Source organism: Tychonema sp. LEGE 06208 (assembly GCF_015207505.1).
In the GTDB taxonomy this organism is placed as follows: domain Bacteria; phylum Cyanobacteriota; class Cyanobacteriia; order Cyanobacteriales; family Microcoleaceae; genus Microcoleus.
Genome location: NZ_JADEWT010000144.1, coordinates 1 through 14,462, shown reverse-complemented (window position 1 = coordinate 14,462; position 14,462 = coordinate 1). Strand labels below are relative to the sequence as shown.

Here is a 14,462-nt window from a genome sequence, read left to right as displayed (position 1 = left end):
CCCTCTCCCCCTCTCTCCCCCTCTCAAGTTAGATACAAGCTTCTACAGGCGCGGATAAAAATTTGACATAAAAAAAACCTCAAGCTGTTGTTTGGCAACATTTTGAGGATTTCAAGGCTCGATGCGATCGCAGAATCAACTATCTATTCTCAACAAATTATGATTGTTGACTCCGTTTTCGATCGGGCAAACACACGATCGAGCTAAAAATTTAGCTCTAAATGGTTTAGTAGCGACGAGAGGAGCGGTCGTTGTTGCCCCAGTTACCGCTGTTAGAAGAACCACGTTCTTCGCGGGGTTTTGCCTTATTGACTTTGAGGTCGCGACCCATCCACTCAGCACCGTCAAGAGCTTCAATGGCGGCGGTTTCTTCTGCTTCAGTAGACATTTCTACAAAAGCGAAACCGCGCATCCGACCTGTTTCACGGTCAGCAGGCACTTGAATGCGCTTGACTGTGCCGTACTCACCAAAAGTTTGGCTGAGGTGCTCCTGCGTTACTTCGTAGGATAAATTGCCGACATAGATTGACATTGAACATTCTCCAGAATCGAGGTTGTAGAGATTTAAATCCGGAGGAACGCCGATCGAACGAACTGTACTGCCGAAAATAAAGCTTTGTGAAAACAATCATAGCACCTATACTTGCAAACTGCAATTTTTTGAGCCGATCGATCCAAAAGAATGCCGCAAGCTTTTGGGCGAGACGAAAAACCCCGAATCAAACAGGAAAAGCTGACCCTAAATTAATTGAATTATCCTGGTTTGCCAGGAGTTCCCGATCGCGCCGTTCTTTCGGTGCGTGTGGGTCACAATTGCTAGGGCGAGAGAAGTTTTGACGAAAATAGAGCAACCGGGGATTGTGCCGTACTTGACTGCCTTGAAACCCGGTTCCTTAACAAAAAATTACGATTTTGCCGGAGTCTGTGGGACGAAACCCAGGTAATGAGATCGATCCGGCTAGGTGAGTATGTCAAATCCCAAAGTCACAGGCCAGATAGAGAAGTAACGGCGACAGTGGATTTGGCCCAATTAAATTCCTCAACCCCTGCGGCAACTTCTGCCACAGCCGGCGCTGCTGTTTCGGCCCCCACCAACACCAATTGCACCGCACAAGCTTTTAACTCTGGCTGTTTGGAATCGGGACAACTTGCCGAATGAGTCATAGCATTGGCTTCAGCTTCTTCGGCCCACAGAGCACCCCAGTGCATCGGTACAAATAGCGTACCAGGGGCGATCGCCTTAGTAACTTTTGCCGGAAACCGAGCCTTACCGCGGCGCGATCGAACTTCCAGCAAATCCCCCTCATTAATCTGCAATTTCGCAGCATCGCGCGGGTGAATTTCCAAAAACGGATCGGGGTGCAACTGATTAATTTTCTCAGTTCTACCCGTGCGCGTCATGGTGTGCCAGTGTCCGTAAAGTCTCCCCGTCGTCAACACAAACGGATAGTTAGGATCTGGAGGTTCAGCGAGTCCCCGCGAGTGATAAGCCGAAAATTTTGCCCGCCCGTCGTCGGTGTGAAAACGCCTGTCAGTATACAGCCGTTTCGCTTCATTGGCTGGATGCGGAGGCTCGTTTTCGGGACAGGGCCACTGCTGGGGGCCTTGGAGGCGCAAATATTCGTGACTCAGGCCAGTTACATCGCAAGGCCTGCCCCTTGTCAACTGCACAAACTCTTGATATACGTCAGCGCTGCTGTCGAAAGCAAAATGTTCGGCAAAACCCAAGCGGCGGCCGACTTCAGCAAAAATGCTCCAGTCATCGCGCGCTTCACCTGAAGGAATGTCGAAACCCGGGCCGAGAGTAACGCGGCGTTCGGAATTTGTCATCACTCCGGTTTTTTCGCTCCACTGGGTTGCCGGCAGCAGGATGTGAGCGTAGGCTGAGGTTTCCGTGGGATAATAAGCTTCTTGATAAATCGTCAAGGGCGATCGCAGCAAAGCAGCCTTTGTCCGTTCCAAATCCGGCATACTCACTACCGGATTAGTAGCTGCAATCCACAGCAACTCGACATCGCCAGTTTCCAATCCCAAAATCATCTCCCAAGCAGTGCGGCCGGGATTTGGGGAAATGCTTCCCGGTGCAATTCCCCAAAACTTCTCGACTTGGGTTCTGTGTTCGGCATTTTTCACAAATCTGTAACCGGGGAGTAGGTGAGAGAGTCCTCCGGCTTCCCGCCCTCCCATCGCGTTTGGCTGGCCGGTCAGGGAAAACGGGCCGCATCCCGGTTTGCCGATTTGACCGGTCATCAAGTGCAAATTAATTAGCGATCGCACCTTGGCCGTGCCTTCGGAGGACTGGTTGATGCCCATCGACCACAGCGACAAAACCCGCTGCGACTGTTCCCAATAACGGGCAGCCGTTTCTAAATCGCTAACACTAATACCGCAGCGCGAGGCGACAAAATCCGGCGTGTAGCTGCTAATAACTTCCGCAAAAGCTGAAAAATTTTCCGTGCAGTCTTGAATAAATTCAGGGTCTATTGCCCGTTTTCGCAACAGTAAATATGCAATGCCATTGAACAAATCTATATCCGTACCGGGCTTAATTGCTAAGTGCAAATCTGCCGCTTCAGCAGTCGGAGTCCGCCTCGGATCTACCACAATCATCTTGACATTTGGATTTTTTTTGTGATATTTTGCCAAGCGGTTGAACACAATCGGATGGCATTCCGCTGTATTGCTACCGACAATAAAAGCACAATCTGTTAATTCTAAATCGTCGTAACAGCAAGGTGGCCCGTCCGAACCAAAGCTTTGAACGTATCCCGAAACTGCTGAAGACATACACAAGCGAGAATTCGCATCAAAATTATTTGTACCCAGACAACCTTTCATGAGTTTCTGAGCAACATAATAATCTTCTGTTACGAATTGACCCGAACCGTAAACGCACAAAGCATCGGGGCCAGTGGTGCTGCGAATTGTTTGGATGCGGTTAACAATGGCATCGAGAGCTTCGTCCCAACTAGCGCGGCGGAAGGGTTGGTCGAGAGTGTCTCGCATCATCGGATAAAGTAGCCGATCGCTCCGAATGGACTCTGCTACCGTTGCTCCCTTAATACAAACCATACCCTGACTTGATGGGTGATTGCGATCGCCTCGAACTTTCCAACTTTGTTTTTTGTCGGGAACAACTTCTAGACCGCAACCTACACCGCAGTAAGGGCAAAGAGTTTTTATAGTTTCCATCTGGTGATTTTAGATGCTAATTTTTGAAAGCTCATGGATAATAGGTAATTTGTCATTATAATCAGAACAAATTGTTCCCAACAATGTATCAATTATTACAAAATTACCCAAAAAACGCTTCACAGCAGCGGAAAATACCCTGATTTAAAATTAACCGCTGTCTTACTAAAACTCGCGATCGCTCTTATTTGCAGCCAGTTTATGACAGTTTATAACTCCCCTGTAAAACAGCGGGTGAATACACTAATTACCAAAAACGGAAACCAGACACTCCTGATTCGATATCCCAAATTTTACACTTCCGCTAAAGCTGCCAGATTTATCTGTGAAATAAATTTTTAAGCTCAAATCTTGAATGCGAAAATCGACTGACTTGGTTGTTCATAGCAATCTAAGAGCCTCGTGCGGGAAGCTTTCGCCCTGACGGGGCTGTTTTAACTTCTAATACGCCGCTGGGGCTAAAATTTACTTGAAATTCAGCCGTTGTTAGATCGCCTGCGACGACACCTGCTGGAGTTTGCAAAACCGGCAGAGGCGTTTCTTTGACAAAATCTTTAGCTGCTTGATTTGTGGGATCGAACTGTAGGATATCGCCGTTTTGTTTCACTTTGACCCGATAAGTCAAACTTTCGGTAAATGTCGGAGTTGTCCTCCAATTTTGGTCAATTTTTGCATATAACTGGTTTGCGATCGCATCGAGTTCGGCTTTGTCAGAAATCCCCGATCCGGTGCTGTTAGTCGCAGCAATCATCGGCGCAGGACTCGCGACAGGCGCAGGGCTTGCAGCAATCGGCGCAGGACTCGCAGCAATCATCGGCGCAGGACTCGCAGCGACAGGCGCAGGGCTAACAGCAACAGGTGCAGGGCTGGGGGGAGAACTCACAACCGCGGCCACAGTCGGCGCTTGGAGTGCCGTTTCTCCTAGTTTCGCTTGCTTTAGCTGGCTGGAAACCGCAGACATATTGACGGCTGCTAAAGTAGCCATTGCTACCAACCACGACACTGCGAAGATAGCTCCTTTCAGCGGTGAAGCTTCTACGGGTTCAGTAGCATGAGGCATAAAAGATACCTCTGGCCTTGGCTTGTCAGCAACTGCAGGTTTTTTGCCAGCAGGTACTGGCAGGGGTATCGCGACGGTTTCTGTTTCCGATTCCGTTGCTTCATCTTCTTCGTGGTGGGCGTAGCGAGAAAACAGGAACTCCAAAGCAAAGTTCCGCAGTTCGTAATATCTGGGGTCTTCCATTACCCGCGTGCGGTTGCGGGGACGGCTGAAGGGAATGTGCATATCTTCGCCGATGGAAGCGGCGGGGCCGTTGGTCATCATCACGATGCGATCGGCTAAAAACAAAGCTTCATCAATATCGTGAGTGATCATGATGACGGTAATTTTGTGTTCGCGCCAGATTTTGAGCAATTCTTCCTGCAATTCTTCCCGCGTAATCGGATCTAGAGCTCCGAAAGGTTCGTCCAAAATCAATAGTTTGGGGCGAGTTGCTAGAGCTCGGGCGATCGCCACCCGCTGTTTCATCCCCCCGGACAATTGGCCCGGTCTTTTATTAGCAGCTTCGGTCAGCCCCACTAATTCTAAGTTTTGTTTGACGATCGCATTGTGTTCCTCTGCAGACTTGTCAGCATAAACACTTTCAACACCGAGGTGGATGTTTTCAGTAGCAGTCAGCCAAGGTAGTAGGGAGTAGTTTTGAAACACCACCATGCGATCGGGGCCGGGTTCAGTAATCGGCGAACCTTCCAGAGCAACTTCTCCGCTGGTCGGCCCGTTGAATCCCGCAATCATGTTCAGCAAAGTTGATTTGCCGCAGCCGGAGTGACCGATCAAACAAATAAATTCGCCTTCATTAATAGTCAGGTTTACACCGTCGAGAATGACAAAAGGTTTGTCAGGTTCTTTCTGATTTTTGTAGACTTTGGATACGTTTTTTATCGTTAAAAAACCGGGTTTTCCTGTCTGAAAATTAGTAGTTTCGGGAGTTGTTAGAGTTTGCATATTTTCAGAAATTGGCTTGTGTTTTTGAGGATTAGACATGAAGCTTTTAGATTGAGAGGGATTTTGGGAGTTGTGGAAATCGGAAAATGTGGAGTCTTGTTTCCTAATTCCTTACTCCTCATTTCCTCTTCCTATTTACTGGTTATGCAGGGATTTTGATAGAACACTGACTGCCTATTTGTTCAATTAAGATTTCTTCAATGCGGAGTCCGCGCTTGATTTTGACATTCTGGAGATAGTCGATCGGGTCGTCTAGATTAAAGACAGTGCCGTCAAATAGCTCGATCGTCCGACGAACTCTCGAAATATCCGGCAAACCCAACTCGCGAACTGCTTGACCGAAGACATCGGGCCGCAACACTCGATCGACCACTTCCACCCAGTTTTTCGGGAACGGAATCAGACCCCAGCGGGCCATCTGCGCCATCACCCACACCATTTCTAGGCGGTCTGGACAATTGGTTTGGTCAACGTAGAACTGGTTGAAGTTGTAGAGCATTTCGGGTTCGGCCTCGGTGCCGCAGTTGTAGGGATCGATGAATCCCGGGCGGATGTTTTTGGAGTCTGCGCCGATGTATTGTTCTTGACAAATCAATCCCAGCACTTCTTCGCGGTTGCGGCGATCGTCGCAGTAGTCGCAGGCTTCCAAAAGCGCTTTGACGAGGGCGACGTGGGTTTGAGGATATTTCTGAGCCCAATCTTCGGTAACACCGAGAACTTTTTCGATGTGTCCGGGCAGAATGTCGAGGGAACGGGCGATGACAAAACCACTACCGTCGTTGACTGCGTGGGTGTTCCAGGGGTCGCCGGCGCAGTAGCCGTCAATGTTACCTGCTTTTAAATTCGATACCATCTGCGGGGGCGGAATTACGGTCAAGCCCACGTCGAGGTCGGGGTCGATGCCGCCGGCGGCCAGCCAGTAGCGGAACAGCAGATTGTGCATGGAGGCGGAGTGTACCGTCCCCAAGGTGTGAGCTTTGTCGGGGGTGCTGGCGATCTCCGCTTTGAAATCCTCTAATGTCCGAATACCTTGTTTGTAGAGGTGTTTGCTCAAAACAATCGAATTGCCGTTGCGAGACAGAGTGAGGGCGCTACAGACTGGCACCGGGGCTTCGCCGTCCAATCCCAACAACATGGCGATCGGCATTCCTGCGACCATTTGCGCCGCATCCAGCCGTCCTTGGGCTACGCCTTTGGCAATTGCTTTCCAGCTTGGTTCGCGCACGAGGGTAACTTCTTCTAAGCCGTGGGCTTTGAAAAATCCTTTTTCTTTGGCTACGACTAAGGGCGCGCAGTCGGTGAGGGGAATAAACCCGATGTCGAGGTTGACTTTTTCCAGGCCGTTGCGGGCGATCGCAGGTAGTTGTTGTTGGGCCCGGCGTTGTTTGACGCGCTTTTGCTGGTTGAGGAAGTAAACAATTTCGTTGCGTAGCGCGTAGTAACTCGGATGGTTGACAACTTCCATGCGCTTGCGGGGGCGGGGAATGTCCACTTCGAGGATTTGTCCGATTTGCGCTTCCGGGCCGTTGGTAAGCATGACAATGCGATCGCTCAACAACAAAGCCTCGTCAACGTCGTGAGTTACCATCACGCTGGTGACTTTGCTTTCCTGGCAAATTTTCATCAACTGGTCTTGCAAACCGCCGCGAGTTAAAGCATCAAGAGCACCAAAGGGTTCGTCTAACAGCAGCAATTTCGGGCGAATCGCGAGGGCGCGGGCGATCGCAACTCTTTGTTTCATCCCCCCAGAAATTTCCCCAGGCCGTTTTTTGGCAGCTTGTCCGAGTCCTACTAATTTAATATGGTGTTCTATGACTAATTCGCGCTCTTCTTGAGTGTTACCGCTGTAGATTTCATCCACTGCGAGGGCGATATTTTCGCGAACAGTCAGCCAAGGAAGCAGCGAATAATTTTGAAACACCACCATCCGATCCGGGCCTGGATCGCGGACTTCGCGCCCTTCTAAAGTAATCCCGCCCTGACTTGCCTTGTCGAGACCAGCGATGATATTTAGCAGTGTAGATTTGCCGCAGCCAGAGTGTCCGATTAAGGAGATAAATTCTCCTTTTTTAATTTTAAGTTCGATATTTTTAAGAGCGATGTATTGCTCTCCATTTGGCAGATTAAATACGCGGTCTACGTGGTCTACTTCAACAAATACTGACATGATTTTTTAGGTAGTTTTTACTTGGTAGATGGCAATTATTTGTTATTGGTTATTTGTTATTGGTTATTGGTTGTTGGTTGTTGGTTATTGGTTATTAGTTGTTGGTTATTGGTTATTGGTTATTGGTTGTTTAGTATTAGAGAAGCTACTAACTACCAACTACTAACTCCTAACTCCTAACTCCTAACTCCCAACTCCTAACAAATAACAAATAACAAATAACAAATAACTAATCACCCATTCCCCATTCCCCATTCCCAAATCCTATTTGCTTTCTTCGGGAACCACTTTAGAACCGATAAAACCAACTATTCTGTCTAATAGCAAGCCGACAATTCCTACATAAAGCACTGCTAGAATCACGGAGCTTAGTCGAGAACTGTTGTAAGCATCCCAGATGAAGAAACCGATGCCAACACCGCCGACTAACATTTCCGCCGCTACGATCGCCAGCCAAGACAAACCGATGCCAATTCTCAAGCCTGTGAAGATGTAAGGAACTGAAGATGGAATCAGGATTTTCCAGAAGTATTTTCGGTTGGGGAGGCGCAAGACGCGGGCGACGTTTCTGTAGTCTTGGGGTATTTGTTGAACGCCTACTGTGGTATTGATGATAATCGGCCAAATTGCTGTAGCCAAGATTACAAAAAGTGCTGCTACTTCGTTGGTTTTTAGCCCCATACCTTCAAAGGGATTGAACTGTTGAAATACTGCCAGGGCGATCGGCAACCAAGCTAGAGGCGGGATAGTTCTAAATACTTGAAACAGCGGGTCTAAAGCATCGTACATTAAAGGATTTGTGCCGATCAATATCCCTAAACTTATGCCGAGAATTGCTGATAAAGTAAAGCCGATCGCCACTCGCTGCAAACTCGCTAAAATTTGCCAAAATAAACCTTTGTCGATACCGCCGTTGTCGAAGAAGGGATCGATAATCAAAGTCCAAGTTTCTTTGACAACTTTAACCGGGCCCGGCAAGGAGGAACCATCACCGTGGCAGAGGATTTGCCAGATTGTGAGCAAAACTGCGATCGCAACTAAAGGTCGAAGGATTTTTCGGCGATTTTTTTGCACCAAATCCAAAACGAAATTTACCGGATTTTTACTTTTAGAAACAGAGAGATTTGTTGCCATATTTTTGAGTGTATCTTAGTGAATAATCGATTATTTGTAGATACTTGGAAGTGTTCGCCGTGTCTGGGTGGGTTGAGTCAACAAAAGCAACTCCACTAAGGTTAAAAATCGGTCAACAGTCATCAGTCATCAGTCAACAGTCATCAGTCAACAGTCAAAATTCAACTAATTATGCTTTCTTGATTGCCAGACTCTTCAGATATTCTTCAGGTTTTTCGGGGTCAAACTTGATGCCGTCAAAGAAGGTTTCGACACCGCGAGAAGTCGTAGCAGGAATTTGGGCTGCAGGAACACCAATTGCTGTGGCGGCGGCTTTCCAAATATCCTCGCGGTTAACTTTATCGACGGTTCCTTTGATATCGGTATTAGCCGGCATATAACCCCAGCGAATATTTTCAGTGATAAACCAAGCATCGTGGCTCTTGTAGGGATAGGAAGCATTGTCAGCCCAGAATTTCATCGCCAGTGGACTAGCAGCTTCAACGCGACCTGTACCGTAGTCAATTTGACCTTTAGATCGAGCGACAATATCGGCTGCAGGAACTTTTAACCATCTATCTTTACCGATGATTTGACACATCTCTTCTTTGTTTTCTGGCTTTTCGCACCACTGCTGGGATTCGAGAACAGCCATTGTCAGTGCTTTAGCAGCTTTGGGATTTTTGGCTACCCAATCTGCTCTTAAAGTTAAAGCTTTTTCTGGGTGATCTTTCCAAAGTTCTCCAGTGATTAAGGCGCTGTATCCTACTTTTTGAGCAATTAGCTGAGCGTTCCAAGGTTCGCCTACACAAAAGGCTTCCATGCTGCCGGATTTCATGTTAGCTACCATCTGGGGCGGCGGTACGGGAATCACGGAAACATCTGTATCTGGATTGATACCGCCTGCTGCTAGCCAATACCGTATCCACAAATCGTGGGTGCCTCCGGGAAATGTCATAGCAATCGGAACTTTCTGATTGGCGAGGGCTGCTTTAAAAGGTTTGCTATCGGTACCGATTTTTAAATCTAGGTATTTTTTGCCGAGGGAAATACCTTGACCGTTAGTATTTAACCGCGCCAGAATGTTCATTGGCACTGGCTGATTGCCTTTGGTTATTGTGCCTAATGTCATCTGGTGAGCCATCGGGGATAGGAGGTGCGCGCCGTCAATGCCGCCTTTGTCGGAACCGAGTTCTAGGTTATCGCGCGTCACCGGCCAAGATGCTTGTTTGGTGATTTTTACGTCTTTCATGCCGTATTTGGTAAAGTAGCCTTTTTCTAGGGCAATAATTAAGGGTGCGGCATCGGTGAGGGCGATGAATCCCAAAGTGGCTCCGGTAACTTCGGGGGCGTCGGCAGGGTTGATGTTGACTGCTGGGGCGGCGTTGGGAGTTGCGCCGCTGGGAGTTGCGCTAGATGTGGTGGAACCGGAACTGCAACCGTGGGCTAGGAGTGTGCCGGCGGCTGTTGCTCCGACGGTGATGATGAATTTTCTGCGGGAAAGGTTGCTCATTTGTCTTGAATTCTTGTTGTACTTTGAGATCGTTGGAATGTGAGATGTGATATCAATTCCGGTTGCACCGTCAGGTGATTGTTGACTGTTAACTGTTAACTGTTAACTGTTGACTGCGCTCAGGGCGACGCTGTTGACTGTTGACTGTGAAATGACATGATTTTGTTTGTCCCGATCCGTCTCACATTGTGAGATCAGGCGTCGATCGCCACTTTGCCGATCGCCCGCGCGCTGCAAGCTAAAATGAACCCTGGTTCTAAATCGGCAGCCGCGTCTGGTTGACTGTCGTAAACTGTTTTGCCTTCTAGAAGTTTCTGCTTGCAAGTGCCGCAGGTTCCCGAACGACAACTGCTGTCGAGTTCGACTCCTGCCCGTTCGGCAACGTCGAGAATAAATTCATCTTCGGTGCAAGCAACTGTTTTGCCCGATCGGGCGAAAATAACAGTAGATGTCTGAGGTTTGGTCGCCGCGTGTGTCGTTTCGTCTCTCTCAACCGTCAGTTGCAGTTGTCGGTTGAGGGAAGCGACATCTCCTTGATGGGGAACGGCACCGAAGTTATCGACTAAAAGTTGATGCAGCACTGGTTTAAGGTCTTCGCAAGGGATGCTTTTTTGGACGCAAGTACCCAAATGAGCGTCTTTGCCAACCGTCCCTCCCATGTAAATGTCTACACCTTCAAGGGTTTTGCCGTTCTTGCGAACCTTTGTGCCCATCAAACCGATGTCTGCTACTTGGGGTTGGCCGCAGGAATTGGGGCAACCAGTCCAGTGAATTCTGACCGGTTTAGGAATGGAGAGTTCGGTTTCGAGTTCCCCAATCATGGCGACGGCGCGCGCTTTGGTTTCAATGAGGGCGAAGTTGCAAAACTTGGAGCCGGTGCAGGAAAGTAAGGCTCGCGTCAGGGGTGCCGGGTCGATCGAAAAACGCTGCAACAGCGGTTCTTTCAGCAGCGACTCAATCCGCGATTCGGGAACGTTGGGCACAATCACGTTTTCTTCGACAGTCAGCCTGAGTTCGCCACTGCCGTAGACTTCGGCGATTCTGGCTAAATCGAACAAATCCGATGCAGTTAGCCGTCCGACGGGAACGTGCAGCCCTACATACTTGAGTCCTGCTTGTTTTTGGTCGTAGATGCCGATGTGGTCGCGTTTGTCCCAGATGATTTCATCTTTGAGGGCGGCCCGAAGCAATGTGCGCCCTAATTCTTGTTCGACGGCGGCGCGGAATTGTTCGATGCCGAGTTCGTCAATCAGCCACATCAAGCGCGATTTTTGGCGGTTTGCTCTCGGGCCTCGATCGCGAAATACAGTTAAAATTGCTTTGCACAAATCTACAACGTCGCTGGGACTTGCCCAAGCGTTGAGCGGAATTGCAGCTTCGCAGCGTTTGGCGGAGAAGAATCCGCCGACTAAAACATTAAACCCGATGTTGCCGTCCAAGTAAGCGGGTACGAAGGCGATGTCGTTGATTTCGGCGTGGACTGAGTTGTCGCGGCAGCCTGCGATCGCAATATTAAACTTTCTCGGCAAATTGGAAAACGCGGGGTTGCCTTCGCCGCTGTTGGTAATCATGTCTTGGACTTGGTTCGCCAGTTCCCGCGTATCTATCAGTTCGTCGGCATCCAAGCCTGCGACTGGGGAACCGGTGATGTTGCGAACGTTGTCCATGCCGGACTGAACGCTGGTCATCCCCGCTGCTTTGAGGCGGCTGAAGATGTCGGGTACATCTTCTATGCGAATTCCCCGCAGTTGCAGGTTTTGTCTGGTGGTGATGTCAGCGCTGCCGTCGTCGCCGTAGCGCTGTACAATTTCTGCGATGGTTCTGGTTTGATTGCTGGTAATGATGCCGTTGGGCAACCGCATCCGCATCATGAATTTCCCAGGAGTTACTGGCCGAAAGAAGATGCCGAACCATTTGAGGCGGTAGTCGCGATCGATTTCGTCCATTGCTTCCCAGCCGATTTGGGCGAAGCGATCGAATTCGGCTTTGACTGCTAAGCCATCTTTTTCGGATTTGAGTTTTTCAAATTTGTTCTGGCTGGTTTTTGGTTCTACTGTTTGGGTCATTGGTTTACCCTCGCGGCTCGCTTTTTCGGGAAAAGTATTGACTTGGAGCATAAAGTGTGTTTCCTGCTAACCTTAGTGACTGTATGAATTTAAAACTGTATATTTAGTTACTCGATAGAATTTCTTTTAAGCATGGTTGGTCTTTTGTATACTTGAGCTTTTTTGGACGCTGCCTCGAAGGCCGCCAACCTATTTATGGTTGTTATGGTTGCTACCGATTGTTCGATCGCTGGGTTTCGATGCGCCTTTGTTACGAACAAATGTAAAACCCACCACCGTAAAGATTCGTAGCTATTTTTACAAAATATTGAGTTTTATGAAGATTTTGCATACTGACCATGCGTTTTATACATGAGTAGTCGGTAAAGACACCCACAGAGCCGAAAAATCTTTGTAAATCTTTAGATTTGGGAGGGGAGAGAGGGAAATTGGCAAATAATAAAATAATGTTGTGACGCCGATCGCATACTTAAAACGCCGCTAGTCACACAATTAGATGCGTCGCGATCGCACAATTAGCATCAAAAAATCACATTCTCTACTCTGCCAGCGTCACTGTTGATTTTGGGAGAATGATAGATGATATAACTATCGAATTCAGAGAAGGTCTTATGCTTTTTATTCAACTTATCCCCGGCGCTATTTCTGAAATACTGGCCTCTGTTACCGATACAGGCTGTTTGACATTGGCCGATCGCTACGGTTTGATGGCTGCTGTTTTGGATGACTCTCTCGACGAGCAAGATATATATTCGCTCAACCGACTGCTGCGCTACGTGCTTAAGGGAAGAGTCAAGATAGTTAATGAATTGTCGGCGATCGGTTAACAGCATTCACAAATTTGATGCAGCGCTTCAAGTGCAGAAACTACCGCCAGAGTCTCAAGGAACCCGCGATGCTCGCTACGGATATGTTGCAGGCAGTTTCTTGGCTTTTCTCAAAACTATCCCTCCTCGCCGTCAGTCGATTTTAGATTTTAGATTTTAGACTTTTAGATTTACTTACATGATTAGTAGGGTGCGTCGAGGAGCGATGAATCCCTAATATCATCTTCGGTAGATTGCCATAACACAACAAAGGTTCGTGCGTGCAGTTAATTGAGCGGGCGCGATCTAATATCGTTTCCGGCTGCATCGTCAGGTGATAAATCAGAGAGCAATTCATGAATGATTTTTACAAGTCACCACGGATATCGGTGCAATTTTCCGTTGTTCGATTCACAGTCAACAGTCAACAGTCAGTAGGGGCGGTGGATGGTGCGTGCGGGCCCTCTTAACAGTCAACAGTCAACAGTCAACAGTCAACAGTCAACAGTCAACAGTCAACAGTCAACATCATGAGGAGTGCAACCGGAATTGATATAACTTGCAAATCGACTGTTTAGAGCGGCGCACCTGTGCCGAAAGGCTTGAGGAAACAATTTTTTATAAATGGTATAATTTTGGGCGATCGGTCTTTGAGGAATTTGAGGATTCAAGTCCTCACTACCAACCTAATTATAATTATTGAACTGGGCTAGAGATAATAGGCAACCTATGAAAATCATCAATCAAACAATCGAAATACTCACAGAATCAGGTATTAATGTTTATAACATCACTCCTCAAATTGTCCAGCTTCTTGATAGCAGTGCAGTGAAAAATGGACAAGTTATAGTTTTTTCCAGACACACTACTACAGCTTTAGCAATTAATGAAGATGAAGAAAGATTGCTAGCAGATATTAAAGTATACCTGCAAAAATTAGCGCCTCCTGGTGACAAATACCTGCACAACGACCTGCATTTAAGAATAGTTCCAGCCGACGAACCGATCAACGCTCATTCTCACCTGATGGCCATGACGCTCAGTACCAGCGAAGTAATTCCAGTTGCAGAAGGTAAATTAGCACTGGGGACTTGGCAATGTGTTTTGTTTTTTGACTTAGACGGGCCGCGAAACAGAAGTGTAAGTATTCAAATTATGGGCGAATAAGTTGTGGTGTATTTAAATTGCATCTAGCGGTTTTCAAGTGAATGAAATATTGACCAATTAATCCCTCAATCCCTCAATTTTATGGACTAACTCTGCGTGGGTGATGCGTTTGGGTAGCAATGTGCTGGTAGTGGCGGGAGTTTGCTGTTTAATTACGGGCATTAGTTGTTTGTTTTTGAATGTAGTTGATATTAGGCGATCGCCTACAAAATCGGGAGCCGATCGGTTTTGCAAAAAGCATTTTTTTTATTAAGCGTGCGAGGAGCCCCGATCGCGTATTCTACTCGCGAGCAGGGACGCTCGAACTAAGCTGTTGCTCATATAGATTGTGTATGGCGATTGAGGGTCCGATGGGGATCAGGGGAGAGGGGGAGAGAATTTGACGATTTTTGATTGTCATCAAAATATACAATGTTTATTTGCACAACAGCTT

At 47.8% G+C, this 14,462-nt stretch carries 11 protein-coding genes and 1 pseudogene; 3 read left to right on the top strand and 9 right to left on the bottom strand.

What is annotated here, in order from left to right:
• Window positions 1-226: 226 nt before the first annotated feature.
• From IQ263_RS25405 to IQ263_RS25375, 8 genes and pseudogenes are all read right to left on the bottom strand, one after another.
• Window positions 227-532, bottom strand: coding sequence for an RNA-binding regulator (locus IQ263_RS25405; protein ID WP_194012852.1), 306 nt, complete (start codon window positions 530-532; stop codon window positions 227-229).
• 452 nt (window positions 533-984) lie between these two features.
• A complete protein-coding gene (locus IQ263_RS25400; RefSeq protein ID WP_194070881.1) occupies window positions 985-3,192 on the bottom strand; it encodes a molybdopterin oxidoreductase family protein in 2,208 nt (735 codons plus the stop codon).
• A gap of 391 nt (window positions 3,193-3,583) precedes the next feature.
• Window positions 3,584-5,236, bottom strand: coding sequence for a nitrate ABC transporter ATP-binding protein (locus IQ263_RS25395; protein WP_194070880.1), 1,653 nt, complete (start codon window positions 5,234-5,236; stop codon window positions 3,584-3,586).
• Between the two features lie 103 nt (window positions 5,237-5,339).
• Window positions 5,340-7,364: an ABC transporter ATP-binding/substrate-binding protein gene (locus IQ263_RS25390; protein ID WP_194070879.1), complete on the bottom strand. Its 2,025-nt coding sequence runs from the start codon at window positions 7,362-7,364 to the stop codon at window positions 5,340-5,342.
• 264 nt (window positions 7,365-7,628) lie between these two features.
• Entirely contained in the window at window positions 7,629-8,498 is an 870-nt protein-coding gene (ntrB, locus tag IQ263_RS25385; RefSeq protein WP_194070878.1) for a nitrate ABC transporter permease, read from the bottom strand.
• A 169-nt stretch (window positions 8,499-8,667) separates the two neighbouring features.
• Window positions 8,668-9,990, bottom strand: a complete 1,323-nt coding sequence (locus IQ263_RS25380; protein ID WP_194070877.1) for a CmpA/NrtA family ABC transporter substrate-binding protein — start codon at window positions 9,988-9,990, stop codon at window positions 8,668-8,670.
• 194 nt (window positions 9,991-10,184) lie between these two features.
• Window positions 10,185-10,430: a 2Fe-2S iron-sulfur cluster-binding protein gene (locus IQ263_RS30040; protein WP_339384760.1), complete on the bottom strand. Its 246-nt coding sequence runs from the start codon at window positions 10,428-10,430 to the stop codon at window positions 10,185-10,187.
• Between the two features lie 99 nt (window positions 10,431-10,529).
• Window positions 10,530-12,056, bottom strand: a pseudogene (locus tag IQ263_RS25375) (ferredoxin--nitrite reductase); the annotation flags it as partial.
• A 611-nt stretch (window positions 12,057-12,667) separates the two neighbouring features.
• On the opposite strand from IQ263_RS25375, the gene IQ263_RS25370 reads away from it, so the two are divergent.
• The 3 genes from IQ263_RS25370 to IQ263_RS25360 all read left to right on the top strand — a co-directional run bounded on the left by IQ263_RS25370 (window position 12,668) and on the right by IQ263_RS25360 (window position 14,029).
• Window positions 12,668-12,883, top strand: a complete 216-nt coding sequence (locus IQ263_RS25370; protein WP_194011692.1) for a hypothetical protein — start codon at window positions 12,668-12,670, stop codon at window positions 12,881-12,883.
• On the top strand, window positions 12,861-13,043 hold the full coding sequence (locus IQ263_RS25365) for a hypothetical protein (RefSeq protein WP_194070876.1): 183 nt from the start codon (window positions 12,861-12,863) through the stop codon (window positions 13,041-13,043). The genes IQ263_RS25370 and IQ263_RS25365 overlap by 23 nt, the downstream gene beginning before the upstream one ends.
• Window positions 13,044-13,591: 548 nt before the next feature.
• Window positions 13,592-14,029 (top strand): secondary thiamine-phosphate synthase enzyme YjbQ, encoded by a 438-nt coding sequence (locus IQ263_RS25360; protein ID WP_194070875.1) that lies wholly within the window; start codon window positions 13,592-13,594, stop codon window positions 14,027-14,029.
• Between the two features lie 57 nt (window positions 14,030-14,086).
• Here IQ263_RS25360 and IQ263_RS25355 read toward each other — a convergent pair whose 3' ends face one another.
• Window positions 14,087-14,263 (bottom strand): hypothetical protein, encoded by a 177-nt coding sequence (locus tag IQ263_RS25355; RefSeq protein WP_194070874.1) that lies wholly within the window; start codon window positions 14,261-14,263, stop codon window positions 14,087-14,089.
• Between the last annotated feature and the right edge of the window lie 199 nt (window positions 14,264-14,462).

Excerpts from the sequence above, each read along its gene's own strand:
- IQ263_RS25405 (WP_194012852.1), bottom strand. The coding sequence starts at position 532 with ATGTCAATCTATGTCGGCAATTTATCCTACGAAGTAACGCAGGAGCAC.
- IQ263_RS25400 (WP_194070881.1), bottom strand. The coding sequence starts at position 3,192 with ATGGAAACTATAAAAACTCTTTGCCCTTACTGCGGTGTAGGTTGCGGT.
- IQ263_RS25395 (WP_194070880.1), bottom strand. The coding sequence starts at position 5,236 with ATGTCTAATCCTCAAAAACACAAGCCAATTTCTGAAAATATGCAAACT.
- IQ263_RS25390 (WP_194070879.1), bottom strand. The coding sequence starts at position 7,364 with ATGTCAGTATTTGTTGAAGTAGACCACGTAGACCGCGTATTTAATCTG.
- ntrB (WP_194070878.1), bottom strand. The coding sequence starts at position 8,498 with ATGGCAACAAATCTCTCTGTTTCTAAAAGTAAAAATCCGGTAAATTTC.
- IQ263_RS25380 (WP_194070877.1), bottom strand. The coding sequence starts at position 9,990 with ATGAGCAACCTTTCCCGCAGAAAATTCATCATCACCGTCGGAGCAACA.
- IQ263_RS25370 (WP_194011692.1), top strand. The coding sequence starts at position 12,668 with ATGCTTTTTATTCAACTTATCCCCGGCGCTATTTCTGAAATACTGGCC.
- IQ263_RS25365 (WP_194070876.1), top strand. The coding sequence starts at position 12,861 with ATGAATTGTCGGCGATCGGTTAACAGCATTCACAAATTTGATGCAGCG.
- IQ263_RS25360 (WP_194070875.1), top strand. The coding sequence starts at position 13,592 with ATGAAAATCATCAATCAAACAATCGAAATACTCACAGAATCAGGTATT.